Below are 16614 nucleotides of genomic sequence, written 5' to 3'. Positions count from 1 at the left end.
TCAGACCTCCACGGTGCTGGGGGCAGCGCATGCGCGCGTGCTGCGGGGCATGCCCGCGATGTGGGTGGGCGTGGCCAGGAAGACGTCCACGCCGCGCGGGAAGCGGCGGTGGTTGGCCTCCCATTGCGCGACGAAGTCCCCGGGCAGGCCGGTGGCGCACAGGGTCTGATCGGTCGCGATGCCGGGACCGGTGAGCACCACGCCGTCGGCGCCCGCAGCGCCCAGCGCCTGCAGCTCGATCACGCAGGTGGCCGACTGGTCGGGGTACGCGTCGGTGCCGGCGTCCAGCGCGGCCAGCGCCGGCAGTTCGTCGCCTTCGGCCACCCAGAGGAAGCGCGCGTCGGCGGGCGCGTCGGCCCAGCGGCAGCCGGTGTGGAAGCGCAGCCAGGCGGCGGCGTCGCTGGCGGCCAGCGCGGGCGAGAGCCACACCGCGCAGTCGTTGTCCACCAGCGCCTGCAGCAGCAGGGCCGCGGCACCGTGACCGTGGCGCGGCAACGCCGACACATCGGGCATCTCGATCACGCGGCCCGGGTGCGACAGCGCCGACAGGGCCGTGCGGAACACCGCCTGGCTGCCCAGCGCGGCGTCGTGGAAACCGGGGCGCACCTGTTGCAGGTCTTCGGCCTTCATGCCTCGTCTCCTTCGTCGGCTGCGCCGGACTCGCGGGCCACGGTGAAGAAGTTCACCTGGGTCGATTGCGCGCGCGCGGCGCGCTGCGCCTGCTGCCGCGCCAGGTGCTGGCGCACCGGTTGCAGCACCGTGTCGTCGATGCGTCCGTGCTGCGCCGGGTCCTGCAGCAGCGCGTCGGCCATGGCCGCAAGCTGGGCCTGCCGGTGGTTGCGGCCCATCACATAGGCCACGCCCACGGCACTGTCCTCGCCACCCACGCGCAGCGCGCAGCGGGTGACCGTCATCTCGCCCAGGTTGAAACGTTCGCCGGTGCCACCGGCGCGGCCCTGCACCATGTACAGGCCGGTCTCGGGTTTGCGCAGCCACTGCAGCGGTGTGTCCGCCCGATTCGCCAGCGCCTGCTCCAGCAGCGGCAGCGGCGCGCGGGACAGCAGGGCCATCCATTCGGGGCGCGGGGTGGGCCGGTTCGGCCCGGTGTTGTCAAACGCGTGAAACATCTGGGTGGTAGCCTGAAATCTGTGTAGACAACTTGTTGTCGACGCCCAGCTTAGGTTTGACCTGTGTCCCTTTCATGACAAGAACCATCGCCTCATCCGCCCTCCTTCTGCCCGAGCCCGACCACAGCTTCTGGGCCCGCATCGCCCACGAACTGGCGGACGCCATCGGCCGCGGAACCTACGCACCTGGCGAGCGTCTGCCCTCGGAGCACTTGCTGGCCGAGCAGTACGGCGTGAACCGCCACACCATCCGCCGCTCGCTGGCGAGCCTGGGCCAGATCGGCCTGGTGCGATCCACGCAAGGCAGCGGCACCTATGTCGAGGACTTTGCGGTCGACCTGGTGCTGGGACGCCGCACGCGCCACCGCCAGAGCCTGGCGCAGGCGGGGTTGCCCGGCGGCATGCGGGTGCTGGCCTCGCAGACCGTGCGCGCGAATGCGGACGTCGCGAAGGCGCTGGAGGTCCGCACCGGCAGCACGGTGCTGCACCTGCAGGTGATCGGTGACGGCGGCGGCCAGCCGCTGCACGTCAGCGACCGCTTCTTCCCCTGCCCGCGCTTCGCGGGTCTCGATGAACTGGTGCGGCAGAGCGGTTCCATCACCCAAGCCTTCGCTGCCTGCGGCGTAGCCGACTACACGCGGCGCCAGAGCCGCATCTCGGCGCGCCTGCCGGTTCCCGAGATCGCCGCCCACCTCAAGCAGCCCGCCGCCCACCCGGCGCTTTATGTCAGCAGCGTCAACGTCGACACCACAGGCGTCCCGATCGAATACGCCTGCACCTGGTTTGCGGGCGATCGCGTCACCCTCACCGTGGACCACGACCATGTCGCATGACGTTCTCGCACCGCACCGCGTCGCCATCTACGCCGCACCCGCACCGGACTCCGACTGGTGGGAGCGCGGCAGCGAGTGGTTGGGTCGTTGTGCGTCCCGCCGCTGCGCCCTGCCGATGCCGGAGATCGCCAGGGTCGACCCGGCGGTGCAGACCGCCGTGACCGCCGACCCGCGCCGCTACGGCTGGCACGCCACGCTCAAGGCGCCGTTCCGGCTGTCGCCGCAGTCCAACCTCTGGGCCCTGCGCGACGCGGTGGCCGCGATCTGCCGCGAGCACCGCGCGTTCGATCTGGGCGATCTGCAGGTGACGCAGCTGGGCTCGTTCCTCGCCCTGCAGCCCGAGCACGCCCCGGCGGCGCTGGGGGCGCTGGCCGACGACTGCGTGCGCCGCCTGCAGCCGCTGGCGGCCCCGCTGAACGAAGCCGAGCTGGCGCGCCGCCGCCGCGCGCCGCTCACCCCTGAAGAAGACGCGCTGATGCTGGCCTGGGGCTACCCGTGGGTGTTCGAGAAGTTCCGCTTCCACTTCTCGCTCACCGGCGCACTGGCCGGTGTGCCCGACGACGTGGTGGGCCGGCTGTGGGTGGCGGCCACGCGGCAGTTCGGCGCCCTGCCCCCGATGCGCCTGGACCGCCTCTCGATCTTCATCGAACCGTCCCCGGGCGCCGACTTCGTGCTGCTCGAACAGCTGGAGCTGGGCGCATGACGCACCGGCTGATCTATGTGGTCGGCCCCTCGGGCGCCGGCAAGGACAGCGTGCTGCATCGCCTGAGCGAGGCCTGGTCCGGCATGCCGCCCGCGCACTGGGCGCGCCGCACCATCACGCGCGCGGCGCAGGCCGGCGGCGAGGCCAACGAGTGTGTGGACCGGCCGCTGTTCGAGCGCCTGCTGCAGGCCGGGGCCTTTGCCATGCACTGGGCGGCCAACGGCCATGCCTACGGCATCCGCCGCCTGGAACTGGCCCCCCTGGCCAGCGGGCACTGCGTGTTTGTCAACGGCTCGCGTGCCCACCTGCCGCAACTTCTCGGGCAATGGCCCGAGGCCACGGTGGTGGAGATCTCCGCGCCGGCCGACGTGCTCCTGCAGCGCCTGCGGGCCCGCAACCGCGAGAGCGTGCAGGCGATCTCGGACCGGCTCGCGCGCAGTACCCAGTTCGAGTTGCCGGACGGGGCCATCCGCATCGTCAACGACGGCCCGCTCAACGAGGCCGTCGACATGCTGTTGGCGGCGCTGCAGTTGCGCCTGGGTGAGCACGCGGCGTGGGCGCGATGAGGCTGGTCTCGCTCAACACCTGGAAGGCCGAAGGCGACTATGTGCGGCGGATCGACGCCATGGCGGCGGGGTTGTCGGCGTTGTCGCCGGATGTGATCGCCCTGCAGGAAGACCTGCGCACCGCGGACGGGCTCACCCATACCGCCCTGGCGCTGGCGCGCGCGCTGGGCCTGCAGCTGTCCTGGGTGCCTGCGCGGTCCAAGCTGCGCAAAGTCGGTCTGCGCCGCACGCTCACCACGTCCGGCCTGGCCGTGCTCAGCCGCCAGCCGGTGCTGGAGCAGAGGCTGCTCGCACTGCCGGAAGATCCGCGGGACGGCGAGCGCGTGGCGCAATGCGTGCGGCTGCCGGGGCCGGCGGGCGACTGGTGGCTGGCCAACCTGCACCTGACACACCTGGGGGATCGCGCCGACCTGCGTCGGCAGCAGCTCGAAGCGGTGCTGCGAATGATGGGCGAGACCGCCCCCACTTGCTCGGTGGTTCTGTGCGGCGATCTCAATGCAAGCACCGAAGACGCTGAAATCGCAGGGTTCCTGCGCCAGGGCATGCTGCGCGATGCCTTTGCAGGGCGGCCCAAGGTGACCCATGTGGACGCGGCGGGCGCTGTCCGGAACCTGGACCACATCCTGTTCCGTCCAGGCGACGAGCAGACGGTGGCGGCGGGATTCGTGGGGGTGGTGCTCGACCGCCCGGAGGCGCACGGCGTCTGGCCCAGCGACCACCGGGGCGTGTGTGCCGAGCTGCTGTTCTCCGGCGCCAGAGCGCCGACGCCATAGTTCTTCAGAACTATTCAGCGCGCCCGCCCCGCGCCGAAGAACTCCGCACAAGGCGGCGGTGTGCGCGCGCCAGGAGTTCAGCATGTGGGGAGTGTCCAGGTTACGGATCGGGGCGCGGCTGGCGGCCGGTTTCGGTTTGATGTTGTTGCTCATCGTGGGGCTGGTGGCCTCGTCGCTGCAGTCGCTGCGGCTGATCGGGCAGGAAAACCGCCAGCTGATCGAACAGGAGCTGGTGAAGGTGGCCGCGGTGTCGGTGATCGACACGGCCACGCGGGCGAACGGCCTGAACACCGCCGAACTGCTGCTGGTGGAACCCTCTCAGCTGCCGGTGGTGCAGGCGCGCATCGACGCCAACCGCAAGGCCATCGACGAGGCCCTGCTGACGCTGGACCGGCTGGTGGTGCGGCCCGAAGGCAAGGCCGCGCTGGCCGAGCTGCGCACCTCCCGTGCGGCCTATGTGGCCTCCTTCGTCAAGGTCGGTCCGCTGGTGAAGAACGGCCGCATTGAGGAGGCGCAGCAGCTCCTGCGCAGGGAAACCCTGCCGGCGCTGGCACGCCTGCAGCAACCCATCGACACCCTGCGCGCGCTGCAGGACCGGTTGTCCCACGAGCGGGGCCAGGCCGTGGTCGACACGGTCGACGGGGCCCAGCTGCTGCAGATCGGCCTCGGGGCTGCGGCACTGGTGCTGGGCCTGCTGGCTTCGGTGGTGCTGGCACGCAGCATCGTGCGGCCCTTGCGCGAAGGCGTGGCGGTGGCCGGTCGCATTGCGTCCGGTGACCTCACCAAGGACGTGCCGGTGCAGGGTCGCGACGAGGTGGCCGAGCTGCTGCAGTCGCTGGGGATGATGCAGGACGGGTTGCGCCGCCTGGTGGGCCAGGTGCACCGCGGGGTGGACCATGTGGGTTCGGCCTCGGCGCAGATCGCGAGCGCCAACAAGGACCTGAGCGCCCGCACCGAGGCGCAGGCCAGCGCGCTGGAACAGTCGGCCGCGTCGATGGAGCAGCTCAGCAGCGCCATCGCCCTGAACGCCGACAGCGCGCAGGCAGCCCGCACGCTGTCCACCGACGCCTCTCAGGCGGCCGAAGCCGGCGGCGAGACCGTGGCCTCGGTGGTGCGCACCATGCGCAGCATCGAGGACGCCTCGCGGCGCATCGCCGAGATCATTGGTGTGATCGACAGCATCGCCTTCCAGACCAACATCCTCGCGCTCAACGCAGCGGTGGAGGCGGCGCGGGCCGGCGAACAGGGGCGTGGGTTTGCCGTGGTGGCGTCGGAGGTGCGGGCACTGGCCGGCCGCTCGGCCGACGCGGCGCGGCAGATCAAGCAGCTGATCGAGGCCAGTGTGGACCAGGTCGGCACGGGCGCCGCGCTGGCCGACCAGGCCGGCGCTGCGATGACCGGGGTGGTGGCGTCGATCCGCCGGGTGAACCAGCTGGTGGTGGACATCGCCGCCGCCATGCAGGAACAGAGCACCGGCGTGAGTCAGATGGGCGAAGCCATCACCCAGCTGGACCAGGCCACGCAGCAGAACGCGGCCCTGGTGGAAGAGACCGCCGCGGCCTCGCAGAGCCTGGACGACCAGGCGCGGGATCTGGTGGCCTCGGTGGCGATGTTCCAGATTCACCGCGGGACGCTGCAGGCCGCCTGAGGCCCGCAGCGCGGCGGATCACTTCACTTCGGTGACGAACTGCTCCAGCGGGCGGCGCACCTTCTTCAGGTTCACCAGCCAGTCGCCTTCTTCGGCGCGGTAGCCCAGCGGCACGATGGCCACGCTGCGCAGGCCACGCTCGCGCAGCTTCAGGATCTCGTCCAGCTTGGCGGGGTCGAAGCCTTCCATCGGCGTCGCGTCGACCTCTTCGAACGCGGCGGCGATCAGCGCGGCGCCCAGGCCGATGTAGGCCTGGCGGGCGGCGTGGTTGAAGTTCACCTCCGCGTCGCGCTGCGGGTAGCTGTTCAGCAGCATCTGGCGGTAGTTCTCCCAGCCCTCGTTGGTGAAGCCGCGCTCGGTGTTCACCAGGTCGAACATGTGGTTGATGCGCTCGGCGGTGTAGGTGTCCCAGGCGGCGAACACCAGCAGGTGCGAGCCGTCGGTGATCTGCGCCTGGTTCCAGGCGATGGGCTGGATCTGCTCGCGCACGGCCTTGCTGGTGACTACGAAGATCTCGAAGGGCTGCAGGCCGCTGGAGGTGGGCGCCAGGCGGGCGGCCTCGACGATGCGGTCCACCTTGTCCTGCGGCACGGCGCGGGACGGGTCCATCTTCTTGGTGGCGTAGCGCCACTGCAGTTTGTCCAGCAGGACGGGGGCGTGGGTGGGTTGCGACAGGTCGCTCATGGAACGGGTTCTCCGGGGAGGTGGGGCGCCCGCACCGTGCGGGCGCATGGTGCAAGTTTGCCGCGGTGCAGCAAAGCCCGCAGCGTGTCGCCGGGAGGACGTGCCGTGTAACGCCCATGTGCCGCGGCCTCAGCGCGGCGGCGGCAAATCGGCTATACGCTGCATCGTGATCGCATCGAACGGGCAGCGCACCGCGCACTTCGCGCAGCCGGTGCAGCCGGCCTCGTCGTGCAGCGTGCTTTTCTTCTGCCAGCCCGGCACCACCGCCAGCGACAGCACATGCGGCGGACACACCGCCACGCACCAGCCGCAGCCGGTACAGCGGGTCGTGTCGATGACAGGCAGTGCCTTGCGTTCGCTCGCCATGGCGGTATTGTGTCGGGCCATGCAAGACGACATCCCCACCCTGCGCCGCATCCTTGCGCGCGACCGCACCATTGCCGTGGTCGGCCTCTCGGCCGAATGGCACCGGCCCAGCTACTTCGCTGCCAAGTACATGCAGGAGCGCGGCTACCGCATCGTGCCGGTGAACCCGCGCTACCCCGAAATCCTGGACGAGAAGAGCTACGCGCGGCTGGAGGACATCCCGTTCCCGGTCGACATGGTCGACGTGTTCCGCAAGGTCGAGGAGATCCCGGCGATCGCGAAGAGCGCGGTCGCCATCGGCGCGAAGACGCTGTGGCAGCAGCTGGGCCTGATGAGCGAAGAGGCCGACCGCATCGCGACCGAGGGCGGGCTGGACTCGGTCTGGGACCGCTGCGTGAAGATCGAGCACGCGCGCCTGTTCGGCGGCCTCAACTGGGCCGGCGTGAACACCAAGGTGATTTCGTCGCACCGACCGAAGCAGGGCTGAGACCATGGCCGACCGCAACTTCCAGCCCGAGACGCTCGCCATCCACGCCGGCCAGATCCCCGACGCCGCCACCGGCGCGCGCGCCCTGCCCATCTACCAGACCACCAGCTTCGTGTTCGACAGCGCCGACCACGCGGCCAGCCTGTTCAACCTGCAGACCTTCGGCAACGTCTATTCGCGCCTGTCCAACCCCACGGTGGCGGCGCTGGAAGAGCGCGTGGCCGCGCTCGAAGGCGGCCGCGCCGCGGTGGCCACGGCCAGCGGCATGGCGGCCGAAGCGCTGGCACTGACCACGCTGCTGCAGGCCGGCGACCACGTGGTCGCGGCCGGCGCGCTCTATGGCGGCAGCGTGACCATGCTCGCGGTCAACCTGAAGAAGTTCGGCATTGAGACGACTTTCGTCGACGCCACCGACCCCGACGCCTTCGCTGCCGCGATCCGACCCAACACCCGCGCGTTGTTCGCCGAGACCCTGGGCAACCCCAGCATGGTGGTGCTCGACATCACCGCCATCGCTGACGTGGCGCACGCGCACGGCCTGCCGCTGGTGGTGGACAACACCGTGCCCAGTCCCTTTCTTTGCAACCCGATCCGTTTCGGTGCCGACATCGTGGTGCACAGCGCCACCAAGTACCTCGCCGGCCACGGCAGCACGCTCGGGGGCGTGGTGGTCGAGAGCGGCACCTTCCCCTGGGACAACGGCAAGTTCCCCGGCATGACCGAGCCCTCGCCCGGTTACCACGGCGTGAAGTTCTACGAGACCTTCGGCAACTTCGGTTTCACCATGCGCTGCCGCATGGAGGGCCTGCGCGTGTTCGGCGCGGCGCTCGCGCCCACCAGCGCCTGGCAGATCCTGCAGGGCGTCGAGACGCTGCCGCTGCGCATGGAGCGCCACTGTGCCAACGCACTGGCGGTGGCGCAGTATCTGAAGGACGACCCGCGCGTGGGCTGGGTCAACTACCCCGGCCTGCCCGACCACCCGCAGCACGACCTCATGAAAAAGCAGATGCGCGGCGCTTCGGGACTGCTCGCGTTTGGCGTCAAAGGCGGCATGCAGCAGGGCGTGAAGTTCATCGAGAGCGCCCAGTTCATGAGCCACCTGGTCAACATCGGCGACACGCGCACCCTCATCAGCCACCCCGCCAGCACCACGCACCGCCAGCTCGACGCTGCCCAGCAACTGGCGGCCGGCGTGCCGCCGGACATGGTGCGCATCTCGGTTGGCCTGGAGCACATCGACGACATCCTCTGGGACATCGACCAGGCGTTGGACCGGGCCACCGCCTGAAGCCGTCCTGCGCGGGGACGAAAAAAAACCGGCCCAGAGGGCCGGTTTCTTCGCGAGGAGCGGGAGGGCTCAGTAGCCGCCGCGTCCGCCACGGTCGCCATAGCCACCGCCGGTCGACTCTTTCGGGCGCGACACGTTGACGACGATGTTGCGGCCACCGACGGACAGGCCGTTCAGGCCCTTGATCGCGGCTTCGGCCTGTTCGGCCGAGCCCATTTCCACAAAGCCGAAGCCCTTGGAGCGGCCGCTGTCGCGGTCCATCATGATCTTGGCGGAAGCCACATCGCCGAACTCGGCGAAGTTGTTGCGCAACGAATGGTCGTCGGCGGAGTAGGGCAGGTTGCCCACATACAGTTTGGTGCTCATGGTGAGCCTTTCAGAGAGTGGCGCCGTGGTCGGGACTCAGCCCGGTGGCGCAGAGAGAAGCGGCTTCAAAGGATGCCGCGAGGACAGATGCCGCCAGAGCCGGAAGGCCGCAGGGCACGGAGACGGGCGGTGTGGCACAGGGGCCACCAGCCTTGGGGCTTCGGTTGGCGCATGCCAGCGAACCCCGCTCACCGGTGCATCATATGCCTTTTGCAAATATAAAGCCAGATTTTTATTTTCAATGGTTTTAACGTAGGCTCATTCCGCCGGCTTGAACGTGCGCGGAAACAGGGTGGCCTGTTCGCGATCCCGCAGCCGGTAGCCGACCGCCGGCCGTCCCTGCTCGCGGGCCAGCGTGCCGGCTTCGACCAGAAAGTCCGCATCGAGCATGCGCTTTCGGAAAGCGCTTTTGTCCAGGGGCCGGCCCAGCACCACTTCATAGATGCGCTGCAGCTGCGGCAGGGTGAAAGGCTCAGGCAGCAGGAAGGCCGGCAGCGAGGTGTATTCCACCTTGCCGCGCAGGCGGTCGATGGCCGCGCCCAGCAGGGTGTGGTGGTCGAAGGCCAGGCGCCGGCGCAGGGCCTGATCACAAGCCACCCACTCGGTGACGGTGCCGCTGTCTGCGGAAATCGCTGGCTGGGCGATCAGGGCAAAGTAGGCGTGCGTGGCCGACCAGCCGCGCGGGTCGCGTCTCGCATCGCCCCAGCTGCCCAGCTGCTCCAGATAGGGCGCCACCACACCGGTCTTTTCGCGCAGCTTGCGCTCGGCGCAGGCCAGCAGCGAGGCGTCGCGGTGCACGTCGACAAAGCCACCGGGCAGGGCCCAGCGGCCAGGGAATGGTTCGTGCTCGCCCTCGGGCCGGCGCACCAGCAGCACGCACAGCTGCTCGTCGACTAGGGAGAAGATCACCACGTCGACCGTGACCAGTGGGCGTTCGAAAGTCAGGGCGCTGGAAACGACGGGAGCAGGGGACATGGCTTGACACCTCCAGATTAAGTTGTACTATACAACTCACATAAGTTGTACAGTGCAACTTATTTGGATGATGAAGCATCCGCCTTCACCTACCATCGACCCAGGAGGACACCATGAGCAGCCGCACCACCCTGTTGATCATCGACCCGCAGAACGACTTCTGCGACCTGCCCGAGGGCTGGCGCGCCACCGACCCGCTGCGCAACGCTCCCGCAGCACCGGCGCTGCCGGTCAGCGGCGCCCACGCCGACATGCTGCGCCTGGCCGCGCTCATCGACGCGGGCGGCGATGGCATCGAGCGCATCGTCATTACGCTCGACTCCCACCAGCGCTACGACATTGCTCATCCCACCTTCTGGCAGACCGGCGAAGGCGAGGCCGTGAACCCGTTCACCGCCATCACTGCCGCCGAGGTGCGCGCCGGCCGCTACCGGCCGCGCGACGCCACTGCCCTGCCCCGCACCCTCGACTATCTGGACGCGCTGGAGCAGGCCGGCCGCTACACGCTGATGGTCTGGCCGGTGCACTGCGAGGTCGGCAGCTGGGGCCACAACGTGCACCCCGCGGTCAAGGCCGCTTACAACCGCTGGGAAGACCGGCGCCTGGGCGTGGTGCAGAAGGTCAGCAAGGGCAGCAACCCCTGGACCGAGCACTACAGCGCTTTGCAGGCCGAGGTGCCCGATGCGGTCGACGCCGACACGCAGCTCAACACCGCGCTGATCGCCAGCCTGGACGAGGCCGAGCGCATCGTGATCGCGGGCGAGGCCAGCAGCCACTGCGTCAAGGCCACCGTCGAACATCTGGCGCAGCACCTGCCCTCGCGTCGGCTGGACAAGCTGGTGCTGCTGACCGATGCGATGAGCCCGGTGACCGGTTTCGAAGCGCAAGCCCAGGCCTTCCTGGCCGACCTGCAGCGGCAGGGCGCGCGCCTGGCCACCTGCGCCGAGGTCCTTCCCCTTCTTCAGGCCGATGCCTGACCCTGGAGCCACCATGGAACCCGTCATCACCAGCCTGCTGGACACCGACCTCTACAAGTTCACGATGTGGCAGACCATGCTGCACCGCCACCCGCAGACGCAGGCGGAGTACCGCTTCGTCTGCCGCAACCAGCCGGCCTTCCCGCTGGCGCAGCTGCTGGACGAGGTCAACGCCGAACTGGACGCGCTGTGCGCCCTCTCGTTCACCGAGGACGAGCTGCGCTACCTCGGCGGTCTGCGCTACATCAAAAGCGACTTCGTCGACTTCCTGCGCATCTTCCGCTTCCAGCGCGCCTTCATCGAAGCCTTCGCCGAGGGCGATCAGCTGCGCATCGTGGCCAAGGGGCCGCAGGTGCACGTCATGGCCTTCGAGATCTTCGTGCTGGCCATCGTCAACGAGCTGTACTTCCGCCGCTTCGACCGCGCCGCGGCCGAGGCCGAAGGCCGCCGCAGGCTGGAAGCCAAGATCGCTGTCATCGGAGCCTTCGTGCAGCAGCCGGCCCTGCGCCACCCCTTCGAGCTGTTCGACTTCGGTGTGCGCCGCCGCTTCTCGCGGCCGTGGCAGCGCGAGGTGGTGCAGGCCTTCAGCACGTGCCTGCCCCAGGTGTTCAAGGGCACGTCCAACGTGCGGCTGGCGCGCGACCTCGGCCTGGTGCCCATCGGCACCATGGCGCACGAGTACCTGCAGACCTACCAGGCGCTGGGCGTGCGCCTGCGCGACTCGCAGAAGGCCGCGCTCGAAGACTGGGTGCAGGAGTACCGCGGCGACCTGGGCATCGCGCTGACCGACGTGGTCGGCATGGACGCCTTCCTCGCCGACTTCGACCTCTACTTCGCCAAGCTGTTCGACGGTCTGCGCCACGACTCGGGCGACCCGCTGGTCTGGGCCGAGAAGGCCCTGGCGCACTACGCCAGGCTGCGCATCGACCCGCACACCAAGCGCCTGGTGTTCTCCGACGGCCTGACGGTGGACAAAGCCATTGCGATCTACCGCGCGCTGGGCGACCGCACGCAGCTGGGCTTCGGCATCGGTACCCATTTGTCCAACGACGTCGGCCTGCAGACGCTGAACATCGTCATGAAGCTCACCAGCGCCAACGGCCAGCCGGTAGCCAAACTGTCCGACTCGCCAGGCAAGACCCTGTGCGACGACGCCACCTTCCTGGCCTATCTGCGCCAGGTGTTCAACGTGCCCGCGGAGGCCACATGATCAGCATCACCCTGGCCCAGCTCAACGTCACCATCGGCGACATGGACGGCAACGTGCGCAAGATGGTCGCGGCCGCGCAGCGGGCCCGCGACGACGGCGCCGATCTGGTCGTCTTCTCCGAACTCTCACTCACCGGCTACTACCCCGGCGACCTGCTGGACGAGCCGCACTTCATGGCCCGCGTGGACGCAGGCTTCGAGGCGCTGCTGCAGGCCTCGCGCCAGATGCCCGCGCTGCACTGGGTGGTCGGGATGCCGGCGGTGCACCCCGGTCCGGGCAAGCGGCTGCGCAACGTGCTGCGCGTCGTGCGCGCAGGCGAGCTGTTGCTCGAATACGCCAAGCAGCTGCTGCCGACCTACAACATCTTCAGCGAGCGCCGCCATTTCGAGCCCGGCCCCGACGTGGCCAAGGTGCTGCGCATCGGCACCGCACAGCTCGGGTTCCTGATCTGCGAGGACGGCTGGAACGACGACGGCAGCGGCTACGCGGTCAACCCGTTCGAGCGGCTGCGCGACGCCGCACCCGACTTGGTGGTGTCCATCAACGCCAGCCCGTCCCACATCGGCAAGCGCGAGCAGCGCCACCAGATCTTCGCCGCCGCCAGCCGCCGCCACGGCCTGCCCATCCTCTACGTCAACCAGGTCGGTGGCCACGACCAGCTGGTGTACGACGGGGCGTCCTTTGCGGTGGAACCGAAGGCTGGCGTGGTGTTCGAGGCGCAGCGCTTCGTGGAGGACGTGACCACGCTGCGCTTCGAAGCCAGCGGCTTTCGCGGTGCCCGGGGCGAAGCGCTGCCCCCCGTGTCGGCGCAGGGGCTGCCCACCATGGCCTTCTACCGCCAGCAGATCGTGCTCGGCCTGCGCGACTACGCGCGCCGCTGCGGCTTCACGCAGGCGGTGATCGGCTCGTCCGGCGGCATCGACTCGGCCATCACCATCGCGCTGGCCGCCGAGGCCTTTGGCCCCGACCGCGTGACCGCCATCACCATGCCCTCGGTGTTTTCGTCGGCGGGCTCGGTGGACGATTCGAAGACGCTCTGCGACAGCCTGGGCGTGCGCCTGTACTGCCACCCGATTGCCGACCTGGTGCGCGGCTACAGCGCCGGCTTCGAAGCGGCCTTCGGTGCGCCGCTGCAGGGCCTGGCGCTGGAGAACCTGCAGGCGCGCATCCGCGGCACCATCCTCATGGAGTACTCGAACACCTGGGGCCACCTGCTGCTGACCACCGGCAACAAGTCGGAGATGTCGGTGGGTTACTGCACGCTCTATGGCGACACCAACGGCGGTCTGGGTCTGATCGGTGATCTCTACAAGACCGAGGTGTTCGCGCTCGCGCGCCACCTCAACGACGCCGCCGGGCGCGAGATCATCCCGCAGGCCATCATCGAGAAGCCGCCCTCTGCCGAACTCGCGCCCGACCAGAAGGACACCGACAGCCTGCCGCCCTACGAGGTGCTGGACGAGGTGCTCAAGCACCTGATCGAAGGCCACGGCCTGGCGCGGGAGGAACGCATCGAGGTCGAGGCCTACGTGGCCCGCCTGGTGCAACAGCCCGAAGGTGCGGCGCTGGTGGACCGTGTGCGCCGCATGGTCGCGCGCAGCGAATACAAGCGTCGCCAGGCCCCGCCCATCATCCGCGTGCGCGCCCGCGCCTTTGGCTCCGGCCGCCAGATGCCGATTGCCGCCCAACACTTCTGAACACCATGAACCCTTCACCGCACTTCGCCGCCGCCGTCTGCATCGGCCGTTTCCAGGGCCTGCACCTGGGGCAGCTGGCCGTCATCCGCCGCGCCCTCGCGCTCGCCCCGCGCGTGGTGGTCGTGATCGGTTCGGCCTTCCAGGCGCGCAGCCCCAAGAACCCGTTCACCTGGGCGGAGCGGGTCGAAATGATCCGCCTGGCGCTGAGCGCCGAAGAGGCGGCGCGCGTGGGCTTCCTGCCGGTGCGCGACCACTACGACGGCCAGCGTTGGGTGGAAGCCGTGCGCGACGGCGTTCAGGCGCAGCTGGGCGCCCTGCCGCCGGGGCAGACCGTGCTGGTGGGCCACCACAAGGACGCCACCAGCACCTACCTCGACGACTTTCCCGGCTGGCTGCTCGACGACGTCGGGTCGCAGGGCGCGCTGCATTCGAGCGCCGTGCGCGATGCGCTCTTTGGCGCCGCAGGCCACCCGCTGGAGCCCGCGCTGGCGGCCCTGGTCAGCCAGGTGCCGCCCTCGACCATCCACTTCTTGCGCGCCTGGGCCCAGTTGCCCTGCTACCGCGAACTGGCGGACGAATGGGCCAGCCTGCGCGCGGAAAAGGCCCTGTGGGCCAGCGCGCCCTACCCGCCGGTGTTCGTCACCGTCGACGCGCTGATCCAGTGTGCCGACCGCGTGCTGCTGATCGTGCGCGACCGAGCGCCGGGCCAGGGCCTGTTCGCACTGCCGGGCGGCTTTCTGGAGCCGCGCGAAACGGTCTACCAGTCGGCCCTGCGCGAGCTGCACGAAGAGACGGGCCTGCACCTGCTGCAAGGCGATATCGCGCGCGCACTCAGGGGCGTGCGCGTGTTCGATCACCCCGACCGCAGCGCTCGTGGCCGCGTCATCACCCACGCCCACCATTTCGACCTGGGCCACCGACCGCTGCCCGAGGTGCAGGGCAGCGACGACGCACGCTCGGCGCAGTGGGTGCCCATCGCCGACCTGGCGGCGATGGAAGACCGCTTCCACGACGACCACTTCCACATCCTCGACAGCTTTCTCGGACTGACCGCGTCTCCATCCGTTTGATGAAACACCCGCGCCAGACTCATTCAGGCGAGGGATGACCCTGCCAGGGTCGGCTCCTAGCATGGCCCAGCCGTTCCATGTCGGGGCGGCACAACCCCAAGCAGGAGAGACACATGGCCACCATCAAGAAGACGCCGCAGGTGCGCGAAGTCCGGCTCGCGCTGTCCAACGACATGCCCTTCGACAAGATCGTCGACGTGCTCAAGCAGACCCTCACCATCCCGGAGTTGCCGGGCCTCAAGGGCTGCCGGCCCTGCCTCTCGGGGCTGGACCGCTTCGTGATCGAAGACATCGTCAACGGTCGCATCCGCTGAGCCGGAGGCCGCCATGCTGCCATTGCCCAAGCTCGGCGTGGGACTGGCCTTTCAGACCCCCCTGCGGGGTCTGATCGAACGGCCAGCCGGGGCCTTCGACATGGTCGAGGTCGTGCCCGACATCCTGTGGACCGACCTCGGCCTAGGCCACGAACCGCGCTACCTCGACGACACCGAGCACGTCGCCTGGCTCGATGGCATCGCGCGCGGCATGCCGGTCATCCCCCACGGCATCGGCCTGTCCATCGGCAGCGCCGCTCACTTCGACCCGCAGCACCTGCAGCAGCTGCGCCGCTGGCACCAGCGCCTGCGCTTTCCCTGGCACAGCGACCACCTGGCCTTTCACGTGGCCGATCACCGGGGCCAGGCGGTCAACGTCGGCATCACCCTGCCGCTGCCGCGCGATCTGGCCACCATCGACCTCATCCGCCCGCGCGTGCGGCAGGTGCAGGCGGCGGTGCCGGTGCCCTTCCTGCTGGAGAACAACGTCTGGTACTTCGACATTCCGGAAGCGGAGATGGACGAAGCGGACTTCCTCAACACCTTGTGCGAGCGCTGCGGCTGCGGCCTGCTGCTGGACCTGCACAACGTGCACACCAACGCGGTCAACCACGGCTTCGACGCGCGCGCCTTCGTCGACGCGCTGGACCTGAACAACGTGGGCGAGATCCACGTGGCCGGCGGCATGATGCTCGACGGCGTCTACCTCGACGCCCACAGCGACGCGGTGCCCGACGAGGTGTGGGCGCTGCTGGAATACACCCTGCCGCGCTGCCCCAACGTCGGCGCGGTGGTGTTCGAGCTGTTCGGCTCGTGGTTCGACGTGGTGGGCGAGGCCCGGGTGCGCGCCGACCTGCGCCGCATGAAGCGGCTCTGGCAGTCGTGCCAGCCGCAGCCTGCGATCACCTGCGAACTGGACTTCAAGGTGGCGGCATGAGCTTGGCAACATTCCAGTCGCTGATGGCCCGGCTGGTCATCGACCCGGCGTGGCGCGCGTCGGTTCTGGCGCAAGGATTTCCGGAGGACGCGGACCTGAGCGCGCTGGAGCGGCGCCGGCTCAACGCCATCGCCGCCAGCACCGGGCTGGACATCAACCAGACCCTGCACAAGGGGTTCCGGCTGGGCAAGATCAAGGCCCTGCTGCCGCTGACCACCACCCTGCTCAAGGGCGAGGCGCTGCAGGCCGCGCTGTCCGCCTTCTGGACGCAGCACCCACCCAGGACCTTCTACTTCCTGCCCGAGGCCATCGAGTTCTGCGATTTCCTGCTGGCCCGGCCGTCGCACGACCCCTACCTGCACGAGGTGGCGGCCTTCGAGCGCGCCCACCTGGAACTGCAGCGCGCGCGCACCGATGAGCCCGCTCCGCAGACCGTGCGATTCGTGCACCACCCCTCGCAGCTGCTGGGGCCGCTGGCCCAGGGCCGGCAGCCGGTATCAGTCGAGCGCCGCCCCTGCACCGCCGTGGGCGTGCGCGATGCGCAGGGCCAGGCGCAGTGGACCCTGCAGGAGTGAGCTTCCCGCGAAGCGGTC

General features: G+C 69.4%; 20 protein-coding genes. 14 read left to right on the top strand and 6 right to left on the bottom strand.

Features of this window, described 5'->3' with window-relative positions; genetic code table 11:
• The gene (phnH, locus tag ACFOPI_RS01255) at window positions 1-630 is read right to left on the bottom strand and encodes a phosphonate C-P lyase system protein PhnH (RefSeq protein ID WP_382169949.1); all 630 of its coding nucleotides are present in this window, start codon (window positions 628-630) and stop codon (window positions 1-3) included.
• Complete coding sequence (gene phnG / locus ACFOPI_RS01250; protein ID WP_382169947.1) at window positions 627-1127, bottom strand: phosphonate C-P lyase system protein PhnG; 501 nt, start codon at window positions 1125-1127, stop codon at window positions 627-629. The genes phnH and phnG overlap by 4 nt, the downstream gene beginning before the upstream one ends.
• Before the next feature lie 74 nt (window positions 1128-1201).
• On the opposite strand from phnG, the gene phnF reads away from it, so the two are divergent.
• From phnF to ACFOPI_RS01225, 5 genes are all read left to right on the top strand, one after another.
• Complete coding sequence (gene phnF / locus ACFOPI_RS01245) at window positions 1202-1960, top strand: phosphonate metabolism transcriptional regulator PhnF (RefSeq protein ID WP_382169945.1); 759 nt, start codon at window positions 1202-1204, stop codon at window positions 1958-1960.
• Window positions 1950-2663, top strand: coding sequence for a DUF1045 domain-containing protein (locus ACFOPI_RS01240; protein WP_382169943.1), 714 nt, complete (start codon window positions 1950-1952; stop codon window positions 2661-2663). The genes phnF and ACFOPI_RS01240 overlap by 11 nt, the downstream gene beginning before the upstream one ends.
• Complete coding sequence (gene phnN, locus ACFOPI_RS01235; RefSeq protein ID WP_382169941.1) at window positions 2660-3229, top strand: phosphonate metabolism protein/1,5-bisphosphokinase (PRPP-forming) PhnN; 570 nt, start codon at window positions 2660-2662, stop codon at window positions 3227-3229. Before ACFOPI_RS01240 ends, phnN begins: the two co-directional genes overlap by 4 nt.
• Entirely contained in the window at window positions 3226-4002 is a 777-nt protein-coding gene (locus ACFOPI_RS01230) for an endonuclease/exonuclease/phosphatase family protein (RefSeq protein ID WP_382169939.1), read from the top strand. Before phnN ends, ACFOPI_RS01230 begins: the two co-directional genes overlap by 4 nt.
• 82 nt (window positions 4003-4084) lie before the next feature.
• Window positions 4085-5650, top strand: a complete 1566-nt coding sequence (locus ACFOPI_RS01225) for a methyl-accepting chemotaxis protein (protein ID WP_382169937.1) — start codon at window positions 4085-4087, stop codon at window positions 5648-5650.
• Between the two features lie 18 nt (window positions 5651-5668).
• Here ACFOPI_RS01225 and ACFOPI_RS01220 read toward each other — a convergent pair whose 3' ends face one another.
• Window positions 5669-6334, bottom strand: a complete 666-nt coding sequence (locus ACFOPI_RS01220) for a nitroreductase family protein (protein WP_382169935.1) — start codon at window positions 6332-6334, stop codon at window positions 5669-5671.
• Window positions 6335-6463: 129 nt separating this feature from the next.
• Window positions 6464-6700, bottom strand: a complete 237-nt coding sequence (locus tag ACFOPI_RS01215) for an ATP-binding protein (protein WP_382169933.1) — start codon at window positions 6698-6700, stop codon at window positions 6464-6466.
• Between the two features lie 19 nt (window positions 6701-6719).
• Between ACFOPI_RS01215 and ACFOPI_RS01210 the strand changes: the two genes are divergently transcribed.
• Together ACFOPI_RS01210 and ACFOPI_RS01205 are read left to right on the top strand one after the other, a co-directional pair.
• Complete coding sequence (locus tag ACFOPI_RS01210; RefSeq protein ID WP_382169931.1) at window positions 6720-7187, top strand: CoA-binding protein; 468 nt, start codon at window positions 6720-6722, stop codon at window positions 7185-7187.
• A gap of 4 nt (window positions 7188-7191) precedes the next feature.
• The gene (locus tag ACFOPI_RS01205; RefSeq protein ID WP_382169929.1) at window positions 7192-8475 is read left to right on the top strand and encodes an O-acetylhomoserine aminocarboxypropyltransferase/cysteine synthase family protein; all 1284 of its coding nucleotides are present in this window, start codon (window positions 7192-7194) and stop codon (window positions 8473-8475) included.
• 69 nt (window positions 8476-8544) lie between these two features.
• Here ACFOPI_RS01205 and ACFOPI_RS01200 read toward each other — a convergent pair whose 3' ends face one another.
• Together ACFOPI_RS01200 and ACFOPI_RS01195 are read right to left on the bottom strand one after the other, a co-directional pair.
• Window positions 8545-8841 carry an RNA recognition motif domain-containing protein gene (locus tag ACFOPI_RS01200; RefSeq protein ID WP_382169927.1) on the bottom strand — a complete coding sequence of 99 codons (297 nt, stop codon included), beginning with the start codon at window positions 8839-8841 and terminating at the stop codon, window positions 8545-8547.
• 258 nt (window positions 8842-9099) lie between these two features.
• Window positions 9100-9816, bottom strand: a complete 717-nt coding sequence (locus tag ACFOPI_RS01195) for an NUDIX hydrolase (RefSeq protein ID WP_382169925.1) — start codon at window positions 9814-9816, stop codon at window positions 9100-9102.
• 113 nt (window positions 9817-9929) lie between these two features.
• On the opposite strand from ACFOPI_RS01195, the gene ACFOPI_RS01190 reads away from it, so the two are divergent.
• The 7 genes from ACFOPI_RS01190 to ACFOPI_RS01160 all read left to right on the top strand — a co-directional run bounded on the left by ACFOPI_RS01190 (window position 9930) and on the right by ACFOPI_RS01160 (window position 16596).
• Window positions 9930-10793, top strand: a complete 864-nt coding sequence (locus tag ACFOPI_RS01190) for a cysteine hydrolase (protein WP_382169923.1) — start codon at window positions 9930-9932, stop codon at window positions 10791-10793.
• A gap of 13 nt (window positions 10794-10806) precedes the next feature.
• The gene (pncB, locus tag ACFOPI_RS01185) at window positions 10807-12003 is read left to right on the top strand and encodes a nicotinate phosphoribosyltransferase (protein WP_382169921.1); all 1197 of its coding nucleotides are present in this window, start codon (window positions 10807-10809) and stop codon (window positions 12001-12003) included.
• Window positions 12000-13700: an NAD+ synthase gene (locus ACFOPI_RS01180; protein WP_382169919.1), complete on the top strand. Its 1701-nt coding sequence runs from the start codon at window positions 12000-12002 to the stop codon at window positions 13698-13700. The genes pncB and ACFOPI_RS01180 overlap by 4 nt, the downstream gene beginning before the upstream one ends.
• Before the next feature lie 5 nt (window positions 13701-13705).
• The gene (locus ACFOPI_RS01175) at window positions 13706-14770 is read left to right on the top strand and encodes a bifunctional nicotinamide-nucleotide adenylyltransferase/Nudix hydroxylase (protein ID WP_382169917.1); all 1065 of its coding nucleotides are present in this window, start codon (window positions 13706-13708) and stop codon (window positions 14768-14770) included.
• A 113-nt stretch (window positions 14771-14883) separates the two neighbouring features.
• Window positions 14884-15084: a hypothetical protein gene (locus ACFOPI_RS01170; RefSeq protein WP_066260632.1), complete on the top strand. Its 201-nt coding sequence runs from the start codon at window positions 14884-14886 to the stop codon at window positions 15082-15084.
• 13 nt (window positions 15085-15097) lie between these two features.
• Complete coding sequence (locus ACFOPI_RS01165; protein ID WP_382169915.1) at window positions 15098-16021, top strand: DUF692 domain-containing protein; 924 nt, start codon at window positions 15098-15100, stop codon at window positions 16019-16021.
• Entirely contained in the window at window positions 16018-16596 is a 579-nt protein-coding gene (locus ACFOPI_RS01160) for a hypothetical protein (RefSeq protein WP_382169913.1), read from the top strand. Before ACFOPI_RS01165 ends, ACFOPI_RS01160 begins: the two co-directional genes overlap by 4 nt.
• The last annotated feature ends 18 nt before the right edge of the window (window positions 16597-16614 follow it).

Source organism: Hydrogenophaga luteola (genome assembly GCF_042648585.1).
In the GTDB taxonomy this organism is placed as follows: domain Bacteria; phylum Pseudomonadota; class Gammaproteobacteria; order Burkholderiales; family Burkholderiaceae_C; genus Hydrogenophaga; species Hydrogenophaga luteola.
This window is presented reverse-complemented; position numbering and strand designations above follow the sequence as displayed.

Coding starts and splice junctions, on each gene's coding strand:
- phnF (WP_382169945.1), top strand. CDS start 1,202: ATGACAAGAACCATCGCCTCATCCGCCCTCCTTCTGCCCGAGCCCGAC.
- ACFOPI_RS01230 (WP_382169939.1), top strand. CDS start 3,226: ATGAGGCTGGTCTCGCTCAACACCTGGAAGGCCGAAGGCGACTATGTG.
- ACFOPI_RS01165 (WP_382169915.1), top strand. CDS start 15,098: ATGCTGCCATTGCCCAAGCTCGGCGTGGGACTGGCCTTTCAGACCCCC.
- ACFOPI_RS01205 (WP_382169929.1), top strand. CDS start 7,192: ATGGCCGACCGCAACTTCCAGCCCGAGACGCTCGCCATCCACGCCGGC.
- phnG (WP_382169947.1), bottom strand. CDS start 1,127: ATGTTTCACGCGTTTGACAACACCGGGCCGAACCGGCCCACCCCGCGC.
- ACFOPI_RS01215 (WP_382169933.1), bottom strand. CDS start 6,700: ATGGCGAGCGAACGCAAGGCACTGCCTGTCATCGACACGACCCGCTGT.
- ACFOPI_RS01160 (WP_382169913.1), top strand. CDS start 16,018: ATGAGCTTGGCAACATTCCAGTCGCTGATGGCCCGGCTGGTCATCGAC.
- phnN (WP_382169941.1), top strand. CDS start 2,660: ATGACGCACCGGCTGATCTATGTGGTCGGCCCCTCGGGCGCCGGCAAG.
- ACFOPI_RS01195 (WP_382169925.1), bottom strand. CDS start 9,816: ATGTCCCCTGCTCCCGTCGTTTCCAGCGCCCTGACTTTCGAACGCCCA.
- phnH (WP_382169949.1), bottom strand. CDS start 630: ATGAAGGCCGAAGACCTGCAACAGGTGCGCCCCGGTTTCCACGACGCC.
- pncB (WP_382169921.1), top strand. CDS start 10,807: ATGGAACCCGTCATCACCAGCCTGCTGGACACCGACCTCTACAAGTTC.
- ACFOPI_RS01170 (WP_066260632.1), top strand. CDS start 14,884: ATGGCCACCATCAAGAAGACGCCGCAGGTGCGCGAAGTCCGGCTCGCG.
- ACFOPI_RS01175 (WP_382169917.1), top strand. CDS start 13,706: ATGAACCCTTCACCGCACTTCGCCGCCGCCGTCTGCATCGGCCGTTTC.
- ACFOPI_RS01220 (WP_382169935.1), bottom strand. CDS start 6,334: ATGAGCGACCTGTCGCAACCCACCCACGCCCCCGTCCTGCTGGACAAA.
- ACFOPI_RS01225 (WP_382169937.1), top strand. CDS start 4,085: ATGTGGGGAGTGTCCAGGTTACGGATCGGGGCGCGGCTGGCGGCCGGT.
- ACFOPI_RS01200 (WP_382169927.1), bottom strand. CDS start 8,841: ATGAGCACCAAACTGTATGTGGGCAACCTGCCCTACTCCGCCGACGAC.
- ACFOPI_RS01210 (WP_382169931.1), top strand. CDS start 6,720: ATGCAAGACGACATCCCCACCCTGCGCCGCATCCTTGCGCGCGACCGC.
- ACFOPI_RS01180 (WP_382169919.1), top strand. CDS start 12,000: ATGATCAGCATCACCCTGGCCCAGCTCAACGTCACCATCGGCGACATG.
- ACFOPI_RS01240 (WP_382169943.1), top strand. CDS start 1,950: ATGTCGCATGACGTTCTCGCACCGCACCGCGTCGCCATCTACGCCGCA.
- ACFOPI_RS01190 (WP_382169923.1), top strand. CDS start 9,930: ATGAGCAGCCGCACCACCCTGTTGATCATCGACCCGCAGAACGACTTC.